15 protein-coding genes and 4 pseudogenes are annotated in these 15,305 nt (G+C 67.3%); 10 read left to right on the top strand and 9 right to left on the bottom strand.

Features of this window, described 5'->3' with window-relative positions; all coding sequences use genetic code 11:
• The first annotated feature begins 96 nt into the window (after positions 1-96).
• The 4 genes and pseudogenes from ACZ7OY_RS43030 to ACZ7OY_RS43015 all read left to right on the top strand — a co-directional run bounded on the left by ACZ7OY_RS43030 (position 97) and on the right by ACZ7OY_RS43015 (position 2,229).
• A complete protein-coding gene (locus ACZ7OY_RS43030) occupies positions 97-606 on the top strand; it encodes a M23 family metallopeptidase (protein WP_472250965.1) in 510 nt (169 codons plus the stop codon).
• Positions 498-965, top strand: a pseudogene (locus ACZ7OY_RS43025) (peptidoglycan-binding domain-containing protein); the annotation flags it as partial. The gene ACZ7OY_RS43030 and the pseudogene ACZ7OY_RS43025, both read left to right, overlap by 109 nt.
• Before the next feature lie 262 nt (positions 966-1,227).
• Positions 1,228-1,401, top strand: a pseudogene (locus ACZ7OY_RS43020) (transposase family protein); the annotation flags it as partial.
• Between the two features lie 126 nt (positions 1,402-1,527).
• On the top strand, positions 1,528-2,229 hold the full coding sequence (locus tag ACZ7OY_RS43015) for a transposase (RefSeq protein ID WP_472250944.1): 702 nt from the start codon (positions 1,528-1,530) through the stop codon (positions 2,227-2,229).
• Positions 2,230-2,273: 44 nt separating this feature from the next.
• Here the strand turns inward: ACZ7OY_RS43015 and ACZ7OY_RS43010 are convergent, their stop codons facing one another.
• A complete protein-coding gene (locus ACZ7OY_RS43010; protein WP_472250943.1) occupies positions 2,274-2,636 on the bottom strand; it encodes a hypothetical protein in 363 nt (120 codons plus the stop codon).
• Between the two features lie 1,015 nt (positions 2,637-3,651).
• Here ACZ7OY_RS43010 and ACZ7OY_RS43005 point away from each other — a divergent pair.
• The 3 genes from ACZ7OY_RS43005 (at position 3,652) to ACZ7OY_RS42995 (ending at position 7,057) form a co-directional block, all read left to right on the top strand.
• The gene (locus tag ACZ7OY_RS43005) at positions 3,652-4,125 is read left to right on the top strand and encodes a DUF485 domain-containing protein (protein ID WP_472250942.1); all 474 of its coding nucleotides are present in this window, start codon (positions 3,652-3,654) and stop codon (positions 4,123-4,125) included.
• A gap of 26 nt (positions 4,126-4,151) precedes the next feature.
• The gene (locus tag ACZ7OY_RS43000; RefSeq protein ID WP_472250964.1) at positions 4,152-5,732 is read left to right on the top strand and encodes a sodium/solute symporter; all 1,581 of its coding nucleotides are present in this window, start codon (positions 4,152-4,154) and stop codon (positions 5,730-5,732) included.
• 470 nt (positions 5,733-6,202) lie between these two features.
• Positions 6,203-7,057 (top strand): alpha/beta fold hydrolase, encoded by an 855-nt coding sequence (locus tag ACZ7OY_RS42995; protein WP_472250941.1) that lies wholly within the window; start codon positions 6,203-6,205, stop codon positions 7,055-7,057.
• Positions 7,058-7,105: 48 nt separating this feature from the next.
• On the opposite strand, the gene ACZ7OY_RS42990 is transcribed toward ACZ7OY_RS42995, so the two are convergent.
• Together ACZ7OY_RS42990 and ACZ7OY_RS42985 are read right to left on the bottom strand one after the other, a co-directional pair.
• Entirely contained in the window at positions 7,106-7,519 is a 414-nt protein-coding gene (locus ACZ7OY_RS42990; protein ID WP_472250940.1) for a hypothetical protein, read from the bottom strand.
• Between the two features lie 1,599 nt (positions 7,520-9,118).
• Positions 9,119-9,602: pseudogene (locus ACZ7OY_RS42985) on the bottom strand (transposase family protein); the annotation flags it as partial.
• Between the two features lie 321 nt (positions 9,603-9,923).
• Here ACZ7OY_RS42985 and ACZ7OY_RS42980 point away from each other — a divergent pair.
• Together ACZ7OY_RS42980 and ACZ7OY_RS42975 are read left to right on the top strand one after the other, a co-directional pair.
• Positions 9,924-10,352: a hypothetical protein gene (locus ACZ7OY_RS42980; RefSeq protein WP_472250939.1), complete on the top strand. Its 429-nt coding sequence runs from the start codon at positions 9,924-9,926 to the stop codon at positions 10,350-10,352.
• 81 nt (positions 10,353-10,433) lie between these two features.
• A pseudogene (locus ACZ7OY_RS42975) lies at positions 10,434-10,724 on the top strand (transposase); the annotation flags it as partial.
• Between the two features lie 58 nt (positions 10,725-10,782).
• On the opposite strand, the gene ACZ7OY_RS42970 reads toward ACZ7OY_RS42975, so the two are convergent.
• From ACZ7OY_RS42970 to ACZ7OY_RS42945, 6 genes are all read right to left on the bottom strand, one after another.
• On the bottom strand, positions 10,783-11,424 hold the full coding sequence (locus ACZ7OY_RS42970; protein WP_472250938.1) for a DUF6461 domain-containing protein: 642 nt from the start codon (positions 11,422-11,424) through the stop codon (positions 10,783-10,785).
• Positions 11,425-11,440: 16 nt separating this feature from the next.
• Positions 11,441-11,992 (bottom strand): transposase, encoded by a 552-nt coding sequence (locus ACZ7OY_RS42965; protein ID WP_472250937.1) that lies wholly within the window; start codon positions 11,990-11,992, stop codon positions 11,441-11,443.
• Positions 11,881-12,252, bottom strand: a complete 372-nt coding sequence (locus ACZ7OY_RS42960; RefSeq protein ID WP_472250963.1) for a helix-turn-helix domain-containing protein — start codon at positions 12,250-12,252, stop codon at positions 11,881-11,883. Before ACZ7OY_RS42960 ends, ACZ7OY_RS42965 begins: the two co-directional genes overlap by 112 nt.
• A 99-nt stretch (positions 12,253-12,351) precedes the next feature.
• A complete protein-coding gene (locus ACZ7OY_RS42955) occupies positions 12,352-12,657 on the bottom strand; it encodes a hypothetical protein (RefSeq protein ID WP_472250936.1) in 306 nt (101 codons plus the stop codon).
• 61 nt (positions 12,658-12,718) lie between these two features.
• The gene (locus tag ACZ7OY_RS42950; RefSeq protein WP_472250935.1) at positions 12,719-12,967 is read right to left on the bottom strand and encodes a hypothetical protein; all 249 of its coding nucleotides are present in this window, start codon (positions 12,965-12,967) and stop codon (positions 12,719-12,721) included.
• An 86-nt stretch (positions 12,968-13,053) separates the two neighbouring features.
• Positions 13,054-14,508: an MFS transporter gene (locus tag ACZ7OY_RS42945; RefSeq protein WP_472250934.1), complete on the bottom strand. Its 1,455-nt coding sequence runs from the start codon at positions 14,506-14,508 to the stop codon at positions 13,054-13,056.
• A gap of 92 nt (positions 14,509-14,600) precedes the next feature.
• Here ACZ7OY_RS42945 and ACZ7OY_RS42940 point away from each other — a divergent pair, with 92 nt between their 5' ends.
• On the top strand, positions 14,601-15,080 hold the full coding sequence (locus ACZ7OY_RS42940) for a winged helix-turn-helix transcriptional regulator (RefSeq protein WP_472250933.1): 480 nt from the start codon (positions 14,601-14,603) through the stop codon (positions 15,078-15,080).
• The last annotated feature ends 225 nt before the right edge of the window (positions 15,081-15,305 follow it).

Genomic DNA, 15,305 nt, shown 5'->3' with positions numbered 1-15,305 from the left:
GCCGCCGCGGCGGCCCCGCCCATCGCCTTCCAACTGCCCTTCACCTGCGGCCAGCAGTGGCGACTCGACACCTGGGCACACGCACCCGCGCTCGACATGGTCCGCGAGCCCGACCAGGTCGGCACCGAAGGAGCACCGGTGCTGGCTCCGGCCTCCGGCACGGTCCGGCAGTCCTTCTACCACTCCAACGCCGGCAACGTGATCCAGATCAACCACGGGCAGCGCTACTTCACCACATACCTGCACCTGCAGAGCCGCGATGTCAGCGTCGGCCAGACGGTGCAGCGCGGCCAGCTGATCGGCCGGGTCGGCAGGACGGGGCCTACCTCGAACAACCACCCGCACCTGCACTTCGAGCTCGCCTACGACGCCGACACAACGGATCCGCCACCTGGGGCAACTCCACCTCCGAACGGATCCGCCCCTGGTTCAACGGCGTCGAGTACGGCCAGGCCAACGGCCAGACCTGGCGGAACGTCACCAGCAACAACTGCGGCGGCACACCAGCGCCCACCTGCAGCGGCGTCAACCTCGACTTCACTGCGTACCCCCTCATCCAGCAGGGATCCACCGGCAGTCCGGTCAAGGCGGCGCAATGCCGGCTGATCGCCGCCGGACACAATCCGGGAGAACCGGACGGCGACTTCGGGCCCAACACCGAAACGGCGACGAAGGCCTTCCAGTCCGCCCGGGGCCTCACGGCCGACGGTGACATCGGCCCCAGGACCTGGACGGCCCTGCTGTCGTACGGCTCGACACCGGCGCTGCAGAACGGGTCGACCGGCGCGGACGTCAGCCGACTGCAGCGAGCACTGACCGCGGCACTCGGCCGCACCGTGGGCATCGACGGCGACTTCGGCCCCAACACCGAACAAGCCGTGCGCGACTACCAGACCACCCGCAGCCTCGGCGTCGACGGCGACGTCGGCCCGCAGACCTGGGCAGCCTTGCAGGCCGGACGATAACCACCCTCGTGGGCGGGGAAGCACGGCAACTCCGCCCGCGACCGGCGTCGGATCGGCCGCGAGGACATCCGGTGCTTCAGAGAATCGAGGCCGGCGTCGCGGTGGTCCTGGAGGGGATCTTGCACGAGGCCATGCCGCAGAACCAAAGCCGAGGCGATCGTGCGGGCGCCGCGTCACGCGGGGGACGGTGGTCGGGACCTGCCGCATATCGGAGTGCGGTGGCAGTACCGGGCGTATCTCGCATGCCGTCATTCCGTTCGGTGTCTCCGGCATGAAAAGGAGAACAACGATGAAGGCCACCGTCGTCGCCGACGGGCAACGCCCCACGTTTTGGACCGATGCCCTGTGGCCCGGACAGATGCACGACACCACGGCCGCCCGCGACGAAGGCATCGCCATCTGCTTCCAGCACTTCCTCGACGTCGAGGTACTCCTAGCTTGACGTTTAACGTCGCAGGTCACTCGACCTGCTCATCTGCGGTTCTTCCCGGGACAGCGGAGACGGCCGTTCTCCACGCTTCGAGATGTTGAGTCACGAAGTACAAGAGAACGGCCGCTGCGTATGAGTCTGTCTGTCGATTCGCCCGCAGGCGAGGCGTTGGACGTGTTGTCCCGCTTTCGGGTTGAGTTCTATGAATGCCTCTACGCCCGCCAGGACGCGCTCTTCGAACTCGCGGACGCGGTGTTGTACGCGGACGGGCCGGTGAAGACCCGGGTCGAGCTGTCGCTGGCGGTCGAGCACCGGCGCGGGCACGGCGCGCTGTACGCGGCTTTGGACCGCGGCTGGCTGGAACCGACGCGGTTGCGCCGCACGCTGGCCGGCCTGCCGCTGCCAAAGGCCGGTGACGGGCGGATCACGCTGACCGTGGACGTGAGCAACTGGCTCCGCCCCGATGCCCCGATGCCCCGATGCCCCGACCAGCGACGACCGGCTGTTCTGCCACGTCTATGGACGTGGCGACCACAAGACGGACCAGTTACGCTCGTCACCGCCACCCAACTGCGCGACGTCATCGAGCGGTTGAAGCAAGCCGGGCACTGGCGGCAGGGCGCCCCGGAGATCCTCATCGTGATGGACGCCGGCTACGACGTCACCTACCTTTCCCACGCCCTGGCCGACCTGCCGGTTGTGCTGATCGTGCGCCTGCGCTCGGACCGGGTCATGCTCCGCGACCCGCTCCGGCCCGAAGGGCGGGCGGCCCCGCCGGCACGGCGGCGTCCTCACCTTCGCCAAGCCCGACAGCCACTGAACTTGAATTCGTGATGTCGGCGGTGTCGCGGAGCCCGTTGGGCGCTGGTCCTTCGGGATCAAGAGCGTGTCTGCAACCAGTGACGCGCGGCGGCCAGTGTTACTTCGATGTCGTCGCTCCATGAACAGACTTCCAGCCAGGACAGGTAGCCGCCCTGGGTGAAGACCAGGACCTCACCTGGGCACTCACCCGCTTCGGTGAAGAGCAGCGCTTCGGCCGCCACAACAGTGCCGGGGCCGGTGGGTGCAGGGTCCACCTTGCTGGTGTCGAGCTCGAAGTAGGCGGTGCCACACCCACATGTGCAGCGCGCTCGCACACTGAGGTGCGGAACCTGCCTTTGGAGCGCGACATGAACCGGAGTGACCCCGTTCAGAACTGCCGCAAGCACGTCGGCTACGTCGGCAGGCAGGCTCTCGTTCATCCCGTCACCGTATCTGACCAGCGACTTTAGACTCCGACTGCGCAGTCCCCATCGCCGATCGGCTGGCCACGTGTTCACGCTTCCAGCACGAGGCCGGTGCCAGCGAGGCAGCCATTGATGACCTCTGGTCGGTACTGCAGCATCTTGAGCTTGCGCTTCACGGCACGGGTGATCTGGCTGAGGTCGGCTGCGGCGAGGGAGCCACCCCCGATCAGTAGCCGACCCCCCAAACCATTCGTGAGCGTCCACGAACGAGGTGTGTCATGACCGATGGCGCGGCCGACACCCCGGAGCCGGGGCCTCCGCCTGCAGTCAAGCCGAGTCTGCCGACACTCACCGCCATGATGGTCGGGTCGATGGTCGGCGCCAGGGTCTTCTCACCGCCGAGGACATTCGCCCAGGAGACAGGAACGGCGGCCGCCTGATCGCGTGTGTGATCGCCCGCCGGATCCTCCCCGTCGTCGCGCTCAACGCGGGCATCACCTGGGCCGTCTGCGGGGTCTTCGCCGAGCAAGCCGACTTCAACACCGTCACCGTGACCGGTGCCACCGCGATCACTGCGCTTCGCTCAGGTCTCCTCGCGCAGGCTTGGGCTGGCCCCAACCACCTGGAATTCTTGCCCTTGCCTTACGTTACCGCGTCACTCGGCCCCTCCTGCCCGGCTCCCTCATCTACACCAGCGCCCTGGCCTTGATCCAGGGGCGTACCGAGGACGGCCTCGCCGCCGCGACCGCTCTCGCCCTCGCCGTTGCCGTCGCCGCCAACGTCGAGGGAGGCCGCCCGGCTCACTCACCAGATCCCCCTCGGACGAGCGCAGCGTGACGCGGCCGAACGCACACGCGGATTCTGAACGCGGGCCTGGTTGTGGCACGTCACCTGGCGCTCCGCGCTTGATACCGACCAACCAGTTTGTCAAAAGACTTCCGCACCGCGCATACCTATGAGTAACGTGCGTCCCGCTCACCCCCCACTCCCTGCGGTCCGCACGGGCCCGAGCCACGCAAGGAGACACGGGATGACTGACGCGTTCTCGTCCCCCGAGTACCAACGCCGCCACCTACCGCCTTCATACGACTGGCCCCACGGCTCATTCGACTCATCACCCCCATACTCCGCCTACCCCTGGCAACCGCCACAGCGGCCCGAGCCCGAGCCGGAGAGAAGAACTCCGCGCCGTCCGGCGCTCGGCAACCACAGCGACCTGCGCGTCCTGCGCAGCGCGTACCGCCGACTGCGGCGCGTGGCGACGTTCACGGCACTCGGGTACTTCGCGCTGTTCCTCTTCCTGTCCGCGTTCGTACCGTCGCTGATGACAGGCACTGTCTCGGACGGGCTGTCCACGGGGCTGCTGCTCGGGCTGCTCCAGGTACCCGTCACCTGCCTGGCGATCGCCCTCTACGAGTACACGGCGCGGCGGAGGGTCGACCCGCTCGCCGAGCGCATCCGCCGGCTTGCCGTACTGGACGCCAGGCGGGAGGGCGAGCTGTGAACGGGTTCAGCAGTTCGGCACAGGCCATGTCGCTGGTGGCGTTCACGTCGGTCGCCACGATCACGCTGCTGCTGTGTGTGATGGCGGGGCCCGACCACGACGACCTCGACGAGTTCTACACGGGGTACGGATCGCTCTCACCGATGCGCAACGGCCTCGCCATCGCCGGGGACTACATCTCCGCGGCGACAGTCCTGTCCACGGGCGGGGTCATCGCGCTCGACGGGTACGACGGCGTCGTCCTGGCACTGAGTATCGCCCTCTCCCTCATGCTGATGATGTTCCTGCTGGCCGAACCGCTGCGCAATGCGGGCCGGTTCACCATGGGCGACGCGTTCGCGCGGCGGATGCCGGGTCGGGCGGTGCGCATGGCCGCATGCGGCGCGACGATCGTGGCGCTGGTGCCGATGATGCTCATCCAACTCGCCGGCACCGGCGATCTGCTGGCGTTCATCCTCGGCTTCTCCAACGACTCGCTGAAGACGGGCTGCATCATCGGACTCGGCGCGTTGATGATCAGCTATGCGGCGATCGGCGGTATGAAGGGCACCGCCCTCATCCAGATCATGAAGATCGTGATGCTGCTCGGCTCCGGCGTCGTCGTCGCCGTACTGATGCTTCACCGCTTCGACTGGAACCTCGGCACGCTGTTCGCGGCGGCCGGACAGCAGAGCGGGGTGGGATCGTCCTTCCTGCACTCGGGTCTCGAATTCGCGGGCAGCTCCAGCCCCCGTCTGGACATGCTCAGTTCGGAGCTGACCGTCGTCCTCGGCGCCGCCTGCCTGCCACACGTCACCATGCGCATGTACACCGCCAACAGTGCCCGCGAGGTACGCCGATCGATGTCCTGGGCGGTGCCGTGCGTAGCCCTCTTCGTACTGATCATCACGGTCGTCGGCTTCGGCGCTACGGCACTGATCGGGCGCGAGGTCATCGCGGGCGCCGACCCACAGGGCAGCACGGCGTACCTGCTCGGCTCGCGGGCCGCGTTCGGACAGAACGTGTCAACCGCCGGGACCTTCCTCTTTACCACTGTCACCGCGGCGCTCTTCCTCACCCTGCTCGCCTCGGTCGCCGGCATGATCCTGGCCTGCGCCAACTCCCTCGCGCACGACGTGTTCGCCAGTCGCCTGCGGGAGACGACTCCACGCCGCGAGATGACCATCGCACGACTGTCCGCCCTCGCCGTGGGCGCCCCCACCCTCCTGCTGGCCACCCTCGTCCAGCACCACAACCTGCAGCCGCTGGCTCTCCTGTCGGCCTCCCTCGGCGCCTCCGCACTGGCGCCCGCGCTGATCTACAGCCTCTTCTGGCGCCGCTTCACCCGCGCGGGCCTGCTGGCCACCCTCATCGGTGGCACCCTCACCACCCTCGTCCTCATGACCGGCACCAACCTGGTGTCCGGCTCCCCGCTCTCCGCCTTCCCCCAGGCGGACTTCAACTGGTTCCCGTTCACCACGACGGGAATAGCGTCGATCCCACTGGGCTTCGCTTTCGGGTGGCTGGGAACCGTGGTATCCGGGCGGCAGAAGGCTGAGGAAAACAGAAAGCAGTACGAGGCAGTGGAGGGATGGATCCTGGCGGGGGCGGTGCGCAGAGGGAACTGAGGTCACTCCGCAGGTGCGGGGACAAGAAAATCGTCACGGCGTTGCGCACCGATCCCATCCACGCGTCCTGTGGGCGCGGCTCCTTCGCCACTCGGAACACGTCCGGCGCGAGACCGGCAAGGTCGCCAACGTACGGCGTCTGCCGGGAGCCGTCCAACGCGGCCGCCAGCGGGCAGAGATCCAAAGCACCCAGGGCAAAGGCTCGTCGCGCTGCCTGTCGAGACCCGTCTCGGTCGCCCACTCGTTCGCGGATCCGGGACAGGGCCGACCAGGCCAGCGGGAGCCGTGGTGGGCGGCCTGGTCGGCCGTCCGCTGGCTGCATCGGGGTGGCCTGCATGTTCGCGGTTGCGGGCGAGAGGGTCCACGCATCGTTTTCAGAAGCGGGAGGCCCTTCGAAGGGCGTGCAGGATTGGTGCGCCAGGTCGCTTATTCCGTGGCGGGTTATCGCGCCACCTGCAAGCATCCCGCTCATGCTGACCTTCGACGTGCCCGACGGGACCCGCCTCGCCTACCACCGAAAGGGCTCGGGGGGTGACCGACCGCTCGTCTGCATCCCCGGCGGGCCGATGATGCGCTCCGCCTACTTCGGCGACCTCGGTGGGCTGGCCGCGCAGCGGGAGCTGGTGCTGCTGGACCTGCGCGGCACGGGGGACTCGGCCAGGCCCGCAGACCTCGCGGGCTTCCGGGTGGACCGGCAGGCCGAGGACATCGAGGCGCTGCGCGTCACCCTTGGGCTGGAGCAGTTGGATCTTCTCGGCCACTCGGCCGCCGGTGACCTCGTGCTGGCCTATGCGGCCCGCTACCCGGAGCGGGTGCGCTCGCTCGTCCTGGTCTGCGCGCGGGCGCGCACTGCTGGCATCGACTTCCCCGTCGAGCGGCGGCGCGAGGCGCTGGAGCTGCGCCGGGAGGAGCCCTGGTACGAGGAGGTCCGGCCGGCCTTCGAGCGGGCGGTGTCCGGGGAGGCGAGCGACGCGGACTTCGTGCTGCTCGACCGCCTGTCCTACGGTCGCTGGGATGCCGCCGCGCAGGCGCACGCCGCCGCGTGTGAGGAGTGGTTCGACCTGGAGGCGGCGGATGCCTACCTGGCTCCGGGCGCCTTCGACGGCGCGGACGCCGCCCGCGCCGTACTGGCTGAGCTGGATGTGCCCGTTCTGGTGATCTCCGGCGAGCTGGACGGTTCCCCGCGTCCGGACTCCGCCGCTGAGGTGGCTGGGCTCTTCCCGCGCGGCGAGCACATCGTCCAGGCAGGTGCCGCGCACAGCCCGTGGGTGGACGGTCCGGACGACTTCGTCCAGACCGTCACCAAGTTCCTGGCCAGGGACTAATGGGTAACGAGGTGTCCTGGACCTACGGTCGGCGGGGGCATCTGGCGGTCACCCTTCCTTCGGGTGCAGGCGGACGACATTGTCCGGTACTTCCTCCGGGTTCTCGTTCAGGTTGTGTCCCTGGCGGCTGAGGACGGCGTTCGCGAGCGCGAGCTGGGTGACTTGGTGCCGAAGTGCCGTGATTTCGGCTTTCTGCGCGGCAACAGTTTCTTTCAGATCGGAGACGGTCTTCCGGAGCCGCTTGTCCGATTCAGGGAGTTGCTTCGTCTCGGCGCGTACGCGCTCGTAGAACTCGTGTTTCAGGTCGGCATGGCGCTTCTGAAGGGCCATGCGGTGAACACCGGCCTCGACCACGAGAGCGACGACGGTCAGCGCGCCGTCGGAGGCTGTGGGCCGGCCGGTAAGGAGCCGGTCGATGGCTGCACGGATGCGCGTCCGCTCGTCGGTGGATTGCTCGGTCACGACAGGTCCTCGGCGGGTTGGGCGGCAGAGTGGCGGGTGTCGGCGGTGGCGCGGTATTGCTCGGCGGCGATGCGGAGGCGCCTGGCCAGCGGCTGAGGAGAGGGCAGCGAGTTGGTTGATGCGGTCGGTCTCTTCCAGCAGTTCGGTCGCGTGGCCGTCAAGGCGGACGGCGTTCCCACAGCCGGGGCGGCAGTCGAATTGGTTCGGGGCGGTTGCGTTGGGTCCTGGTTCTCAAAGCGCGTTGTCGCGCTTGAATACGCAGATCAGGGAGGCGTCGGGGCTATCGAACAGGACCAGGCCGTCACGGGCGAGGTAGTCGGCGGCTTGTTTGGCGAACTTCTGGGTGACGATGCGGCCCTCGAATCGTGGCGCCTGGGCGGCGGCGGTGACGGCTCATCGGGCGGCGGGCCCGGAAATCTTCTCGCCGGCGGCGAGGCGGTCCCGCAGCCGCGCGGCGGTGTCGACAGCGGCGAGGGCGGTCTCGACGTCGAGGACGCTGTGGATGCCGCGACGGCTTCGGCTGCCGTAGCCGCTGGACGTATGGGCGTTGAGGACGGTGCGCATGTGGCCGTACTGGATCGCGAGTGCGACAAGCCCACCAGGTCTGCTGGCGATGTGCCACGCCAGGGTCCGGCGGAACCGCCCGAGCCCGATGGCGCCGTGAGGGTCCTGGGGGACGCCCTGGTTCTGCAGCCCATGGGATTCGGTCTCCCGGTTGATCCAGGTGATGAAGTCCTCGATCCGCTGGTTCATGCTGCTGTTCTTCAAGGCGCCGCCGCGCTGGCGGCCGCGGGCAAAGTCGTGATGGGCGCAGCTGAAGAGCAGTTCGCCCTCGGGGACCATGCGTTCAAGGACGCGGATGGCGCGGACGACCGGGGTGATGGCGACCCAGGGGACCTCCTGTTCCTCCCCGGCCGAGACGTGCTGGCCGTCGTCGTCGGTGACGTTCTTGTAGTGGTGACTGCGGATGAGGTGACGGCCGCCGTCCTCGGGATCGGGGCAGCATCCGGACCGGAGACCTTGTACTTCCTGCGGCCGCATGCCGGTCAGATAGAGGCAGACGATCACCGCGGCGGTGGCCAACTGACGCATCAAGGGCGTGACGTCGTTGACATCGAGGTGCGCGCGCCAGGGCCTGCCGTCGATTTGCCCAGTCACCGGAACCGGGAGCGGACAGGGCCCTGGCTGCAGCGTGCTGAGCTCGTGGCGATGTCGAAAGCCACTGACCTGGTTGACGCTGCAGCCGACGGTGGCCGCGATGAATGTGGCGGCCAGGACAGTCTTGCCGCGCCACTCGGTGGTCGGCAGGCCCGTGCCCGCGGCGAGTCGGGGCAAGAGGTAGTCATCAAGCGCGGCCAGTCCTGCGGGCGAGCTCGGGTTGGTGGCGGCCAGCTGCTGCATGCGACGCCATTCCACCCAGGCGGCCAGGATGTCGTCCGCGAGGTCGTCGACCATGCGGATCGCCCAGATCAGTAGCGGGCTCACCACGCTCGGATCCAGCGGCTCAGTCGTGTTCTCGCCGGTGTCCTGCGGGGTGGAGGATGGCAGACAGTCGTCGACGCCTTCCCGTTCCCAAGGTGGTTGCGTGACGCCGATGGGCTCAGACCAGGCCTTGCAATCGTTGCGGTTGCCGGGCACCGGACGACCCACGACAACGACCTGTTGGCTCTCTGCGTCGATGACGACCTGGTGGTTGGTGGAATACCGACAGTTCTTCGACTGCTCCGCGACAGCGTGGTCACGGGTCGGCACAAGAGTGCCGTCCGCGATGAGCACCGTGTCCTTGCGGAACCGCTGCCGTTGCTTGATTGCCAGCAACGGCCCCGTGTGAGTGACAACCCGATTGGCCGCGCACTTCGAGACGACGAACAGTGGAGTGAGCTGCCGCAACGCCAGGTTGGTGCGCCCGTATGCAGCCACCAACAGGACCCGCCTCAAGCGGCAGCGACCACGGGCGCCCCGGGCGGACCTCGTCCGCGCCCTCACTGCGGAGGGCTGTGATCAGCTTCCGAAAGAGCCGCGGGCTCAGCCCGGCGAACGGGACTATCCACGAAGGCTCCGAAGCCGTGATCACACCAGCCATACCAAGATCATGACAGGCGAAGACCTCGCCCTTCCCCAGGTCCGGGATGTCTCCAGCGCTGGGGGAAGGTTCGTCCGCGTCGCGCCAAAGCCCGTCCAGCTGCTCCCAGCCCCGAGCATGCCCGGTGATCACGTTGGCACACCGGGAAATCCAAGATCCCCGATGGAGTCAAGCTCAATCCGGCTTCGGACATCCAGCTCAACCCCCCGATCAGCTGACCGTCAGTCTCGATGGCCCGCCCGGGGAGAGACTGCCCCCGAACGGTGGCGCCACCGATGGTGCAGCATTGCGATCATGAAATCGCCATGAGCCAATCATTTCATGATCAGACATGCGATACGTACGCTCTGCGCCGCCTCTCTCCTGGCCGCTCCCCTCGCCCTGACCGCAACGCCTGCGCAAGCCCTGACGTCATGCACGGTCAACGGCAGCCCTGCATCCGGTACGACCGTCAGCGGTACTACCGGCTCCGACTACATCAGCTGCGGCGCCCTCGCCGTGGGTGACAGCGTCAACGGCTTGGGCGGCAGCGACTACATCGTCATCAACGGCATCGTTGCCGGCACCATCAACGGCGGCGCTGGTGGCGACTCCATCACGGCCAACGCCGGTACTGCGGTGACCGGTAGGATTCTCGGCGGAGCCGACAGCGACTTCATCACCGTCGGCCCAAACGCCGGCACCGTCGACGGCGGACTCGGGTCGGACTACTGCCGAGTCACTTCCGGTAACTCTCCCATCAACTGCTGACCAGCGGAGGGATCGTCAACTGGCTCTAACAGAAGCGGGTTGATCATCTGACTGTCGGCTTGGTTGCTCGTCGATGGGGCCATGGGGACGCGTCAGTCGCGGCCCTGGACTGTGTCGGACGAACTGTGGGCGCCCATAGAGCCGTTGCTGCCCGATCCGCCGCCGAAGCGGGTCGAGGGACGACCGCGAGCACCCGACCGGCAGGCCTTGTGCGGCATCCTGTTCGTGCTGCACACCGGTATCCAATGGGAGTACCTGCCGCAGGAGCTCAGCTTCGGCTCGGGCATGACCTGCTGGCGCCGCCTCGCTGCCTGGAACGAGGCCGGCGTCTGGGATCAGCTGCACCAGCTGCTGCTGAACAAGCTGCGGTCGAAGAACGGCTCTGTCACAGATCTTGGGGAGTGAACGCGAGGGTGACCGCTGTAGGGCCTTACAAGATCTCGACAGCCCCTGGCGGGACCGGTCCCTCGCCCGCGTAGGTGTCGCCCGGTGGCGCCGACGGCGCGTCGTCCTCGGCGAGCGTCAGGCTGGGCCAGGGCCCGGCGAGGGTAGCGTCGTCCAGAGTGATGCCGAGGTGGTCGAGTACGAGGGCCACTACCGGCGCCATCCCGGCACCCTCGCCCTCGTGCACGGCGAGTGCCGCCTCCACCCGTTCCCACCAGTGGCCGAGTGGTTCGGACCGGGTGTGCTCCATGCCTGGCTCGAAGTACTCGACGCACTGGCCGTCACGCCAGTACTGGAAGACGTCCATTCCATCGGTCGTCGCCAGGCTGTAGGTCTCAGTGCCCCGGGACAACTCTGCGAGCGATTCCTCCCCAAAGCCGATATCACCTTCCTCCTCAACACAAAAGGCCCAGTCACCGATCCTCCCGGACCGCAGCAGCGAGACCATCCCATCGTCGGAGTCGCCCGAGACCAGGTCCGAGGCCGCGTCCCAGTCGAGCAGGCGCGCCTGGTCCGGGTCGGCCCCGTAGCGGGTGAAGACCTCCTCTGGGCTCAGGCCGCGGGTAAAGGTCACGCACATCCAGGCCACCGCCCAGCCGAGCGAATCCATGCCTGCTTCTGTCTTCATGTCTTGCCTCCGTCGTTCACTTCGGTATCGCTCGCCAGCCCTGCAAGGCTGGTGTGTTGCGGGGCCTGCGTATGGCGTGACGAGGCGCCAGTTTCATGCTGCCTGGTGGCCGTAGAGGCCATTGCAGCAGGATCATCTTTCGGAGCAGTTCGAATCCGGCTCGACCGTAGAGCTGCCTTTTGATCTTCTTGATGTGGTTCACAGCACCTTCGACACTGCCGGAACTCCACTCCAGGGTGAGTCCGGCTGTCACGGCGTCGAGGTCTCGTAGCATATGAAGTGCGAAGCCGGTGAGGCCGGGCAGTTGGCTGGCATCGACGGCGTCGATCCAGGTGGGGAGCCTGACCCCAAGACGGCCGGTGAGGATCTCACCGAAATCCCGGACGTGGCGGGCGGCGGCATCCAGCTCCGGGCAATGAGCCAGGACGTTCGTCAGCTCGGTCCGGTCGTCCTCGCTCAGGGTCGCGGGGTGGCGGGTGAGCCAGCCGGTGACCTGCCGGACCGTCGGCGGTGGAGGAGGCGCTGTTGCCGGTGCGGCACGCAGGGTGGCGATGTAGACGCGGACCATCTGGTAGGTGACGGGGCGTTCTCAGCGAGGAGTTCGTGGTGCAGACGGGTGACGCTCGTGCATCCCGCGGCGAACCGCCGCTCCAAGTAAGGCTTGTAAGGATCCAGCCTGGTGGGGCGGGGCCGGTTCTCGCGGAGGGTGTCCTGCCAGTCGACGGCACGTGCGTAGCGCAGGACGGTGCTAAGGCTCCAGCCCAGGTGCCGGGCGACGGCCCGGCGTGAATAGCCCTGGGCGAGCAGGTTGTGGACCAGAGCGTGCACGGCCTTCTTGCGCTGGGATCGACGGCCGTCGCGGTCCGGGCCGGCGGGTACCTTGGTTCTGCTGGGTGCCACAACTCCCTTGTGGGGTAGGGTGCTTCGCTACCTCGACTGGGTAAGCACCTTGGCCAGGGCCTCGGGTTCATCCCACTGCAGCCAAGGGCGTGCGTTGATGAAGTTCAGGCTGGTGTCGCGGAGCAGCAGACCGGCTGCGTGTCTGGCCACGTCCGGGCCGAGGTGGGGGTCGTCCTCGCCGAAAATGACGTCTACCGGAATCTGCAGGCTCACTGTCCTGCCCTCCGCCACCAGCTGGGTCGTCCTGTCCAGGTCCTGGAAGAGCCGAGCCGTCCAGGCCCGCACCCCCTCAAGAGGACCTGGCTTGCCCGGGCCGCCGAAGAAGACGGGCACGATGGCCTGATCCCGCAACGACACACGTCAACCAACGATCCGATGGTCCGAAGGCCGCCGCTCAGCCGCCTTGGCGCCGGCGACGCTCCAGAAGCCGCCGCACGTGCCTGGCGTACTGTCCGGCCCGCGACCTCTGGGCGCGATCGATCAGCAGCACTTGGGGATCAGCCGCGTGCTCGTACAACTCGGCTTCAAAGGAGTCCGCGTCCACTTTGACCAGCCGAGCCAACGCGTCCCGATCCTGCTCAGCCGTCGGACGCAGACGGACCTCGTCCCGCCATACCTGACCGCTCGCCTGGGCTTCGTCCACCTCGCCAATATAGGTGCGGCCAAGCGGCGTGCGGCCTGCCAAACCAAGATGCAGAAGATGCGGCCGAGACCTTGGACATCAACGGGTCAGCCCGTCTCGGCCCTGGCACCAGCACCCCGGAACTGAGGCAGCGCCTGAACGACGCCGGCAGCAAGTCCCAGAGCGGCGAAGACCCACCAGATGTGATGGAAGGTGTCCACTACGGTGGCCGGAGAGGGCGTTCCGAGAATTGCCACGAAGAGGCTGATGCCCAGGACGGCGCCCAGCTGCCTGAAGCTGGAATTGATGGCGGAACCCACTGCGAACTGGTTCGGGGGCAGTTTCGCCACCGCGGCGCCGGACTGCACGGGCAGGGTGAAGCCGATTCCGAGGCCGGTCAGCAGCGTCCACGGCAGCCAGTGCGTCACCCAGTGGTGCGAGGCATTCACGGACAGGGCGAAGCCCAGGCAGCCGATCGTCCAAAGGACCGCTCCTGCGAGCAGCACCTTCCTGTGTCCGATGACGCTGGCCAGCTTGGTGGTGGATCGGGCGACGATCGTCACCACGACCGGCCCCGCCGCGCTGGCAAGCGCTGCTCGCAGGACGGAGTACTGCCACACCGTCTGGAGGTAGATCAGGTTGGCCAGGAGCAGTCCGAAGAACGCTGTGGAGAACAGCAGCGTCGCTGCGTTGACATCGCGGAACTGCCGCTCCTTGAAGAGTGCAAGATCCATGATGGGTCGTGCCGCCCTGGACGTACGCCACAGGAAGACGGGCAGGACCAGGGCAGACAGCACGAAGCCGACCACAACCAGTCCGTCCGACCAGCCGCGGGTGGGTCCCTCGATGATGGAATAGCTCAGCAGCGCCGGGAAAAGAGCGATGAGCACGGTTCCGAGGACGTCCGGGATGCCGGAGGCATGGGGATCGCGGGATTCGTGCAGGAGGCTCTTGCCAAAGCCGAGGATGATCGCCGCGATCGGGATGTTGACCAGGAAGATCCATCGCCACGAGGCGTATTCGGTCAGCAAGGCGCCCAGGGTCGGACCGACTGCTGCGGCTGCGGCCGCCATGGCGCCCCAGACGCCGATGGCGACATGCCTGCGCTGGGCGTGGAACTCGTGCAGGACGAGGGCGAGGGACGAGGGCACGACGAGTGCCGCGAACACCGCCTGGAGCGCACGGCCGGCGATCAGGATGCCTGCGCTCGGCGCAAGGCCGCACAGGGCGCTCATCAGAGCAAAGCCGGCGATGCCAATCATGAAGGTCTGCTTGCGACCGTAGCGGTCGGCGATGCGGCCGGCCGGGATGAGCATCGCAGCGAAGACGAGGCTGTAGGCGTTGAGCACCCACGCGAGATGACCCGTCGTGGTGTCGAAGCTCCGGCTGATCGTCTGGAAGGCAATGTTGACGATCGTGGTGTCCAGGAAGACCACGAAGGCGCCCAGGCTGCCCAGCGCGAGCACCCAGCGGGCCCGCCGAAGCTGAACAGGCGTCTCGGCCTCAGGCTCGTTGTCCGACGCGTCGAGCCCGACAGCGGGCGCACGCTCTGCATGAGTCACGGTGAACTGCTCCAGAGCGGGTTGTGAAATACGACTGACTCAACCGACAGTACACGGGTCAGTTGGAAACTCCAACCGACTACCCTGGAGGCATGGCAACCACTGATGCACCGGACGGCAAACTCGGCATGACGGACCAACCCGTGAGCGTGAGGGCCTGCGCCCTGGCCGCTTCACTCGAGGTACTGGGCGAAAAATGGTCGCTGCTGGCGATCCGCGAAATGACCTACGGCGTACACCGATTCGGACAGATCGCGGGCTATACGGGGGCGTCGAAGGACATCCTGGCCGACCGACTGCGCAAACTCGAGGCCGCCGGCATCGTCGAACGCCGCCAGTACAGCGAGCATCCGCCCCGATACGAATACCACCTCACCGAGGCGGGCCGGGACCTGCAGCCGACGCTGCTCGGCCTCTTCCGATGGGGCAACAAGTGGGCCGTAGCCGAACCGTCCCTCCGGGTCCGTCACTCCTGCGGACACGACCTGGCCGTCACACAGGCATGCAGCCACTGTGATGGACCGGTCACGCGCCAGACGATCACGTTCGAGGCCATCGAGCACACCGACTGACGCGCGGATCGGGTTTCACGACGCCGATACGGGCTGTGCTCACCGACGCGATCCTGCAGAACCCCACATGCTTCACCGCGACAGATCGGGCGTCTGCTCAGACAATCCTCGACACGATCGACCAGGCCACACAGAACGACGCAGTCAACGACCTCAAGGAATGTGTCGATAGTGCGACCGACGACTACTCCTGGAGTAACTGCTGACGCCTACCGTTGCCGCCCG

Source organism: Streptomyces sp. NPDC107559, assembly GCF_055657365.1.
The sequence above is the reverse complement of the archived record's forward strand: the minus strand, read 5'-3'. Positions and strand labels throughout refer to the sequence as shown.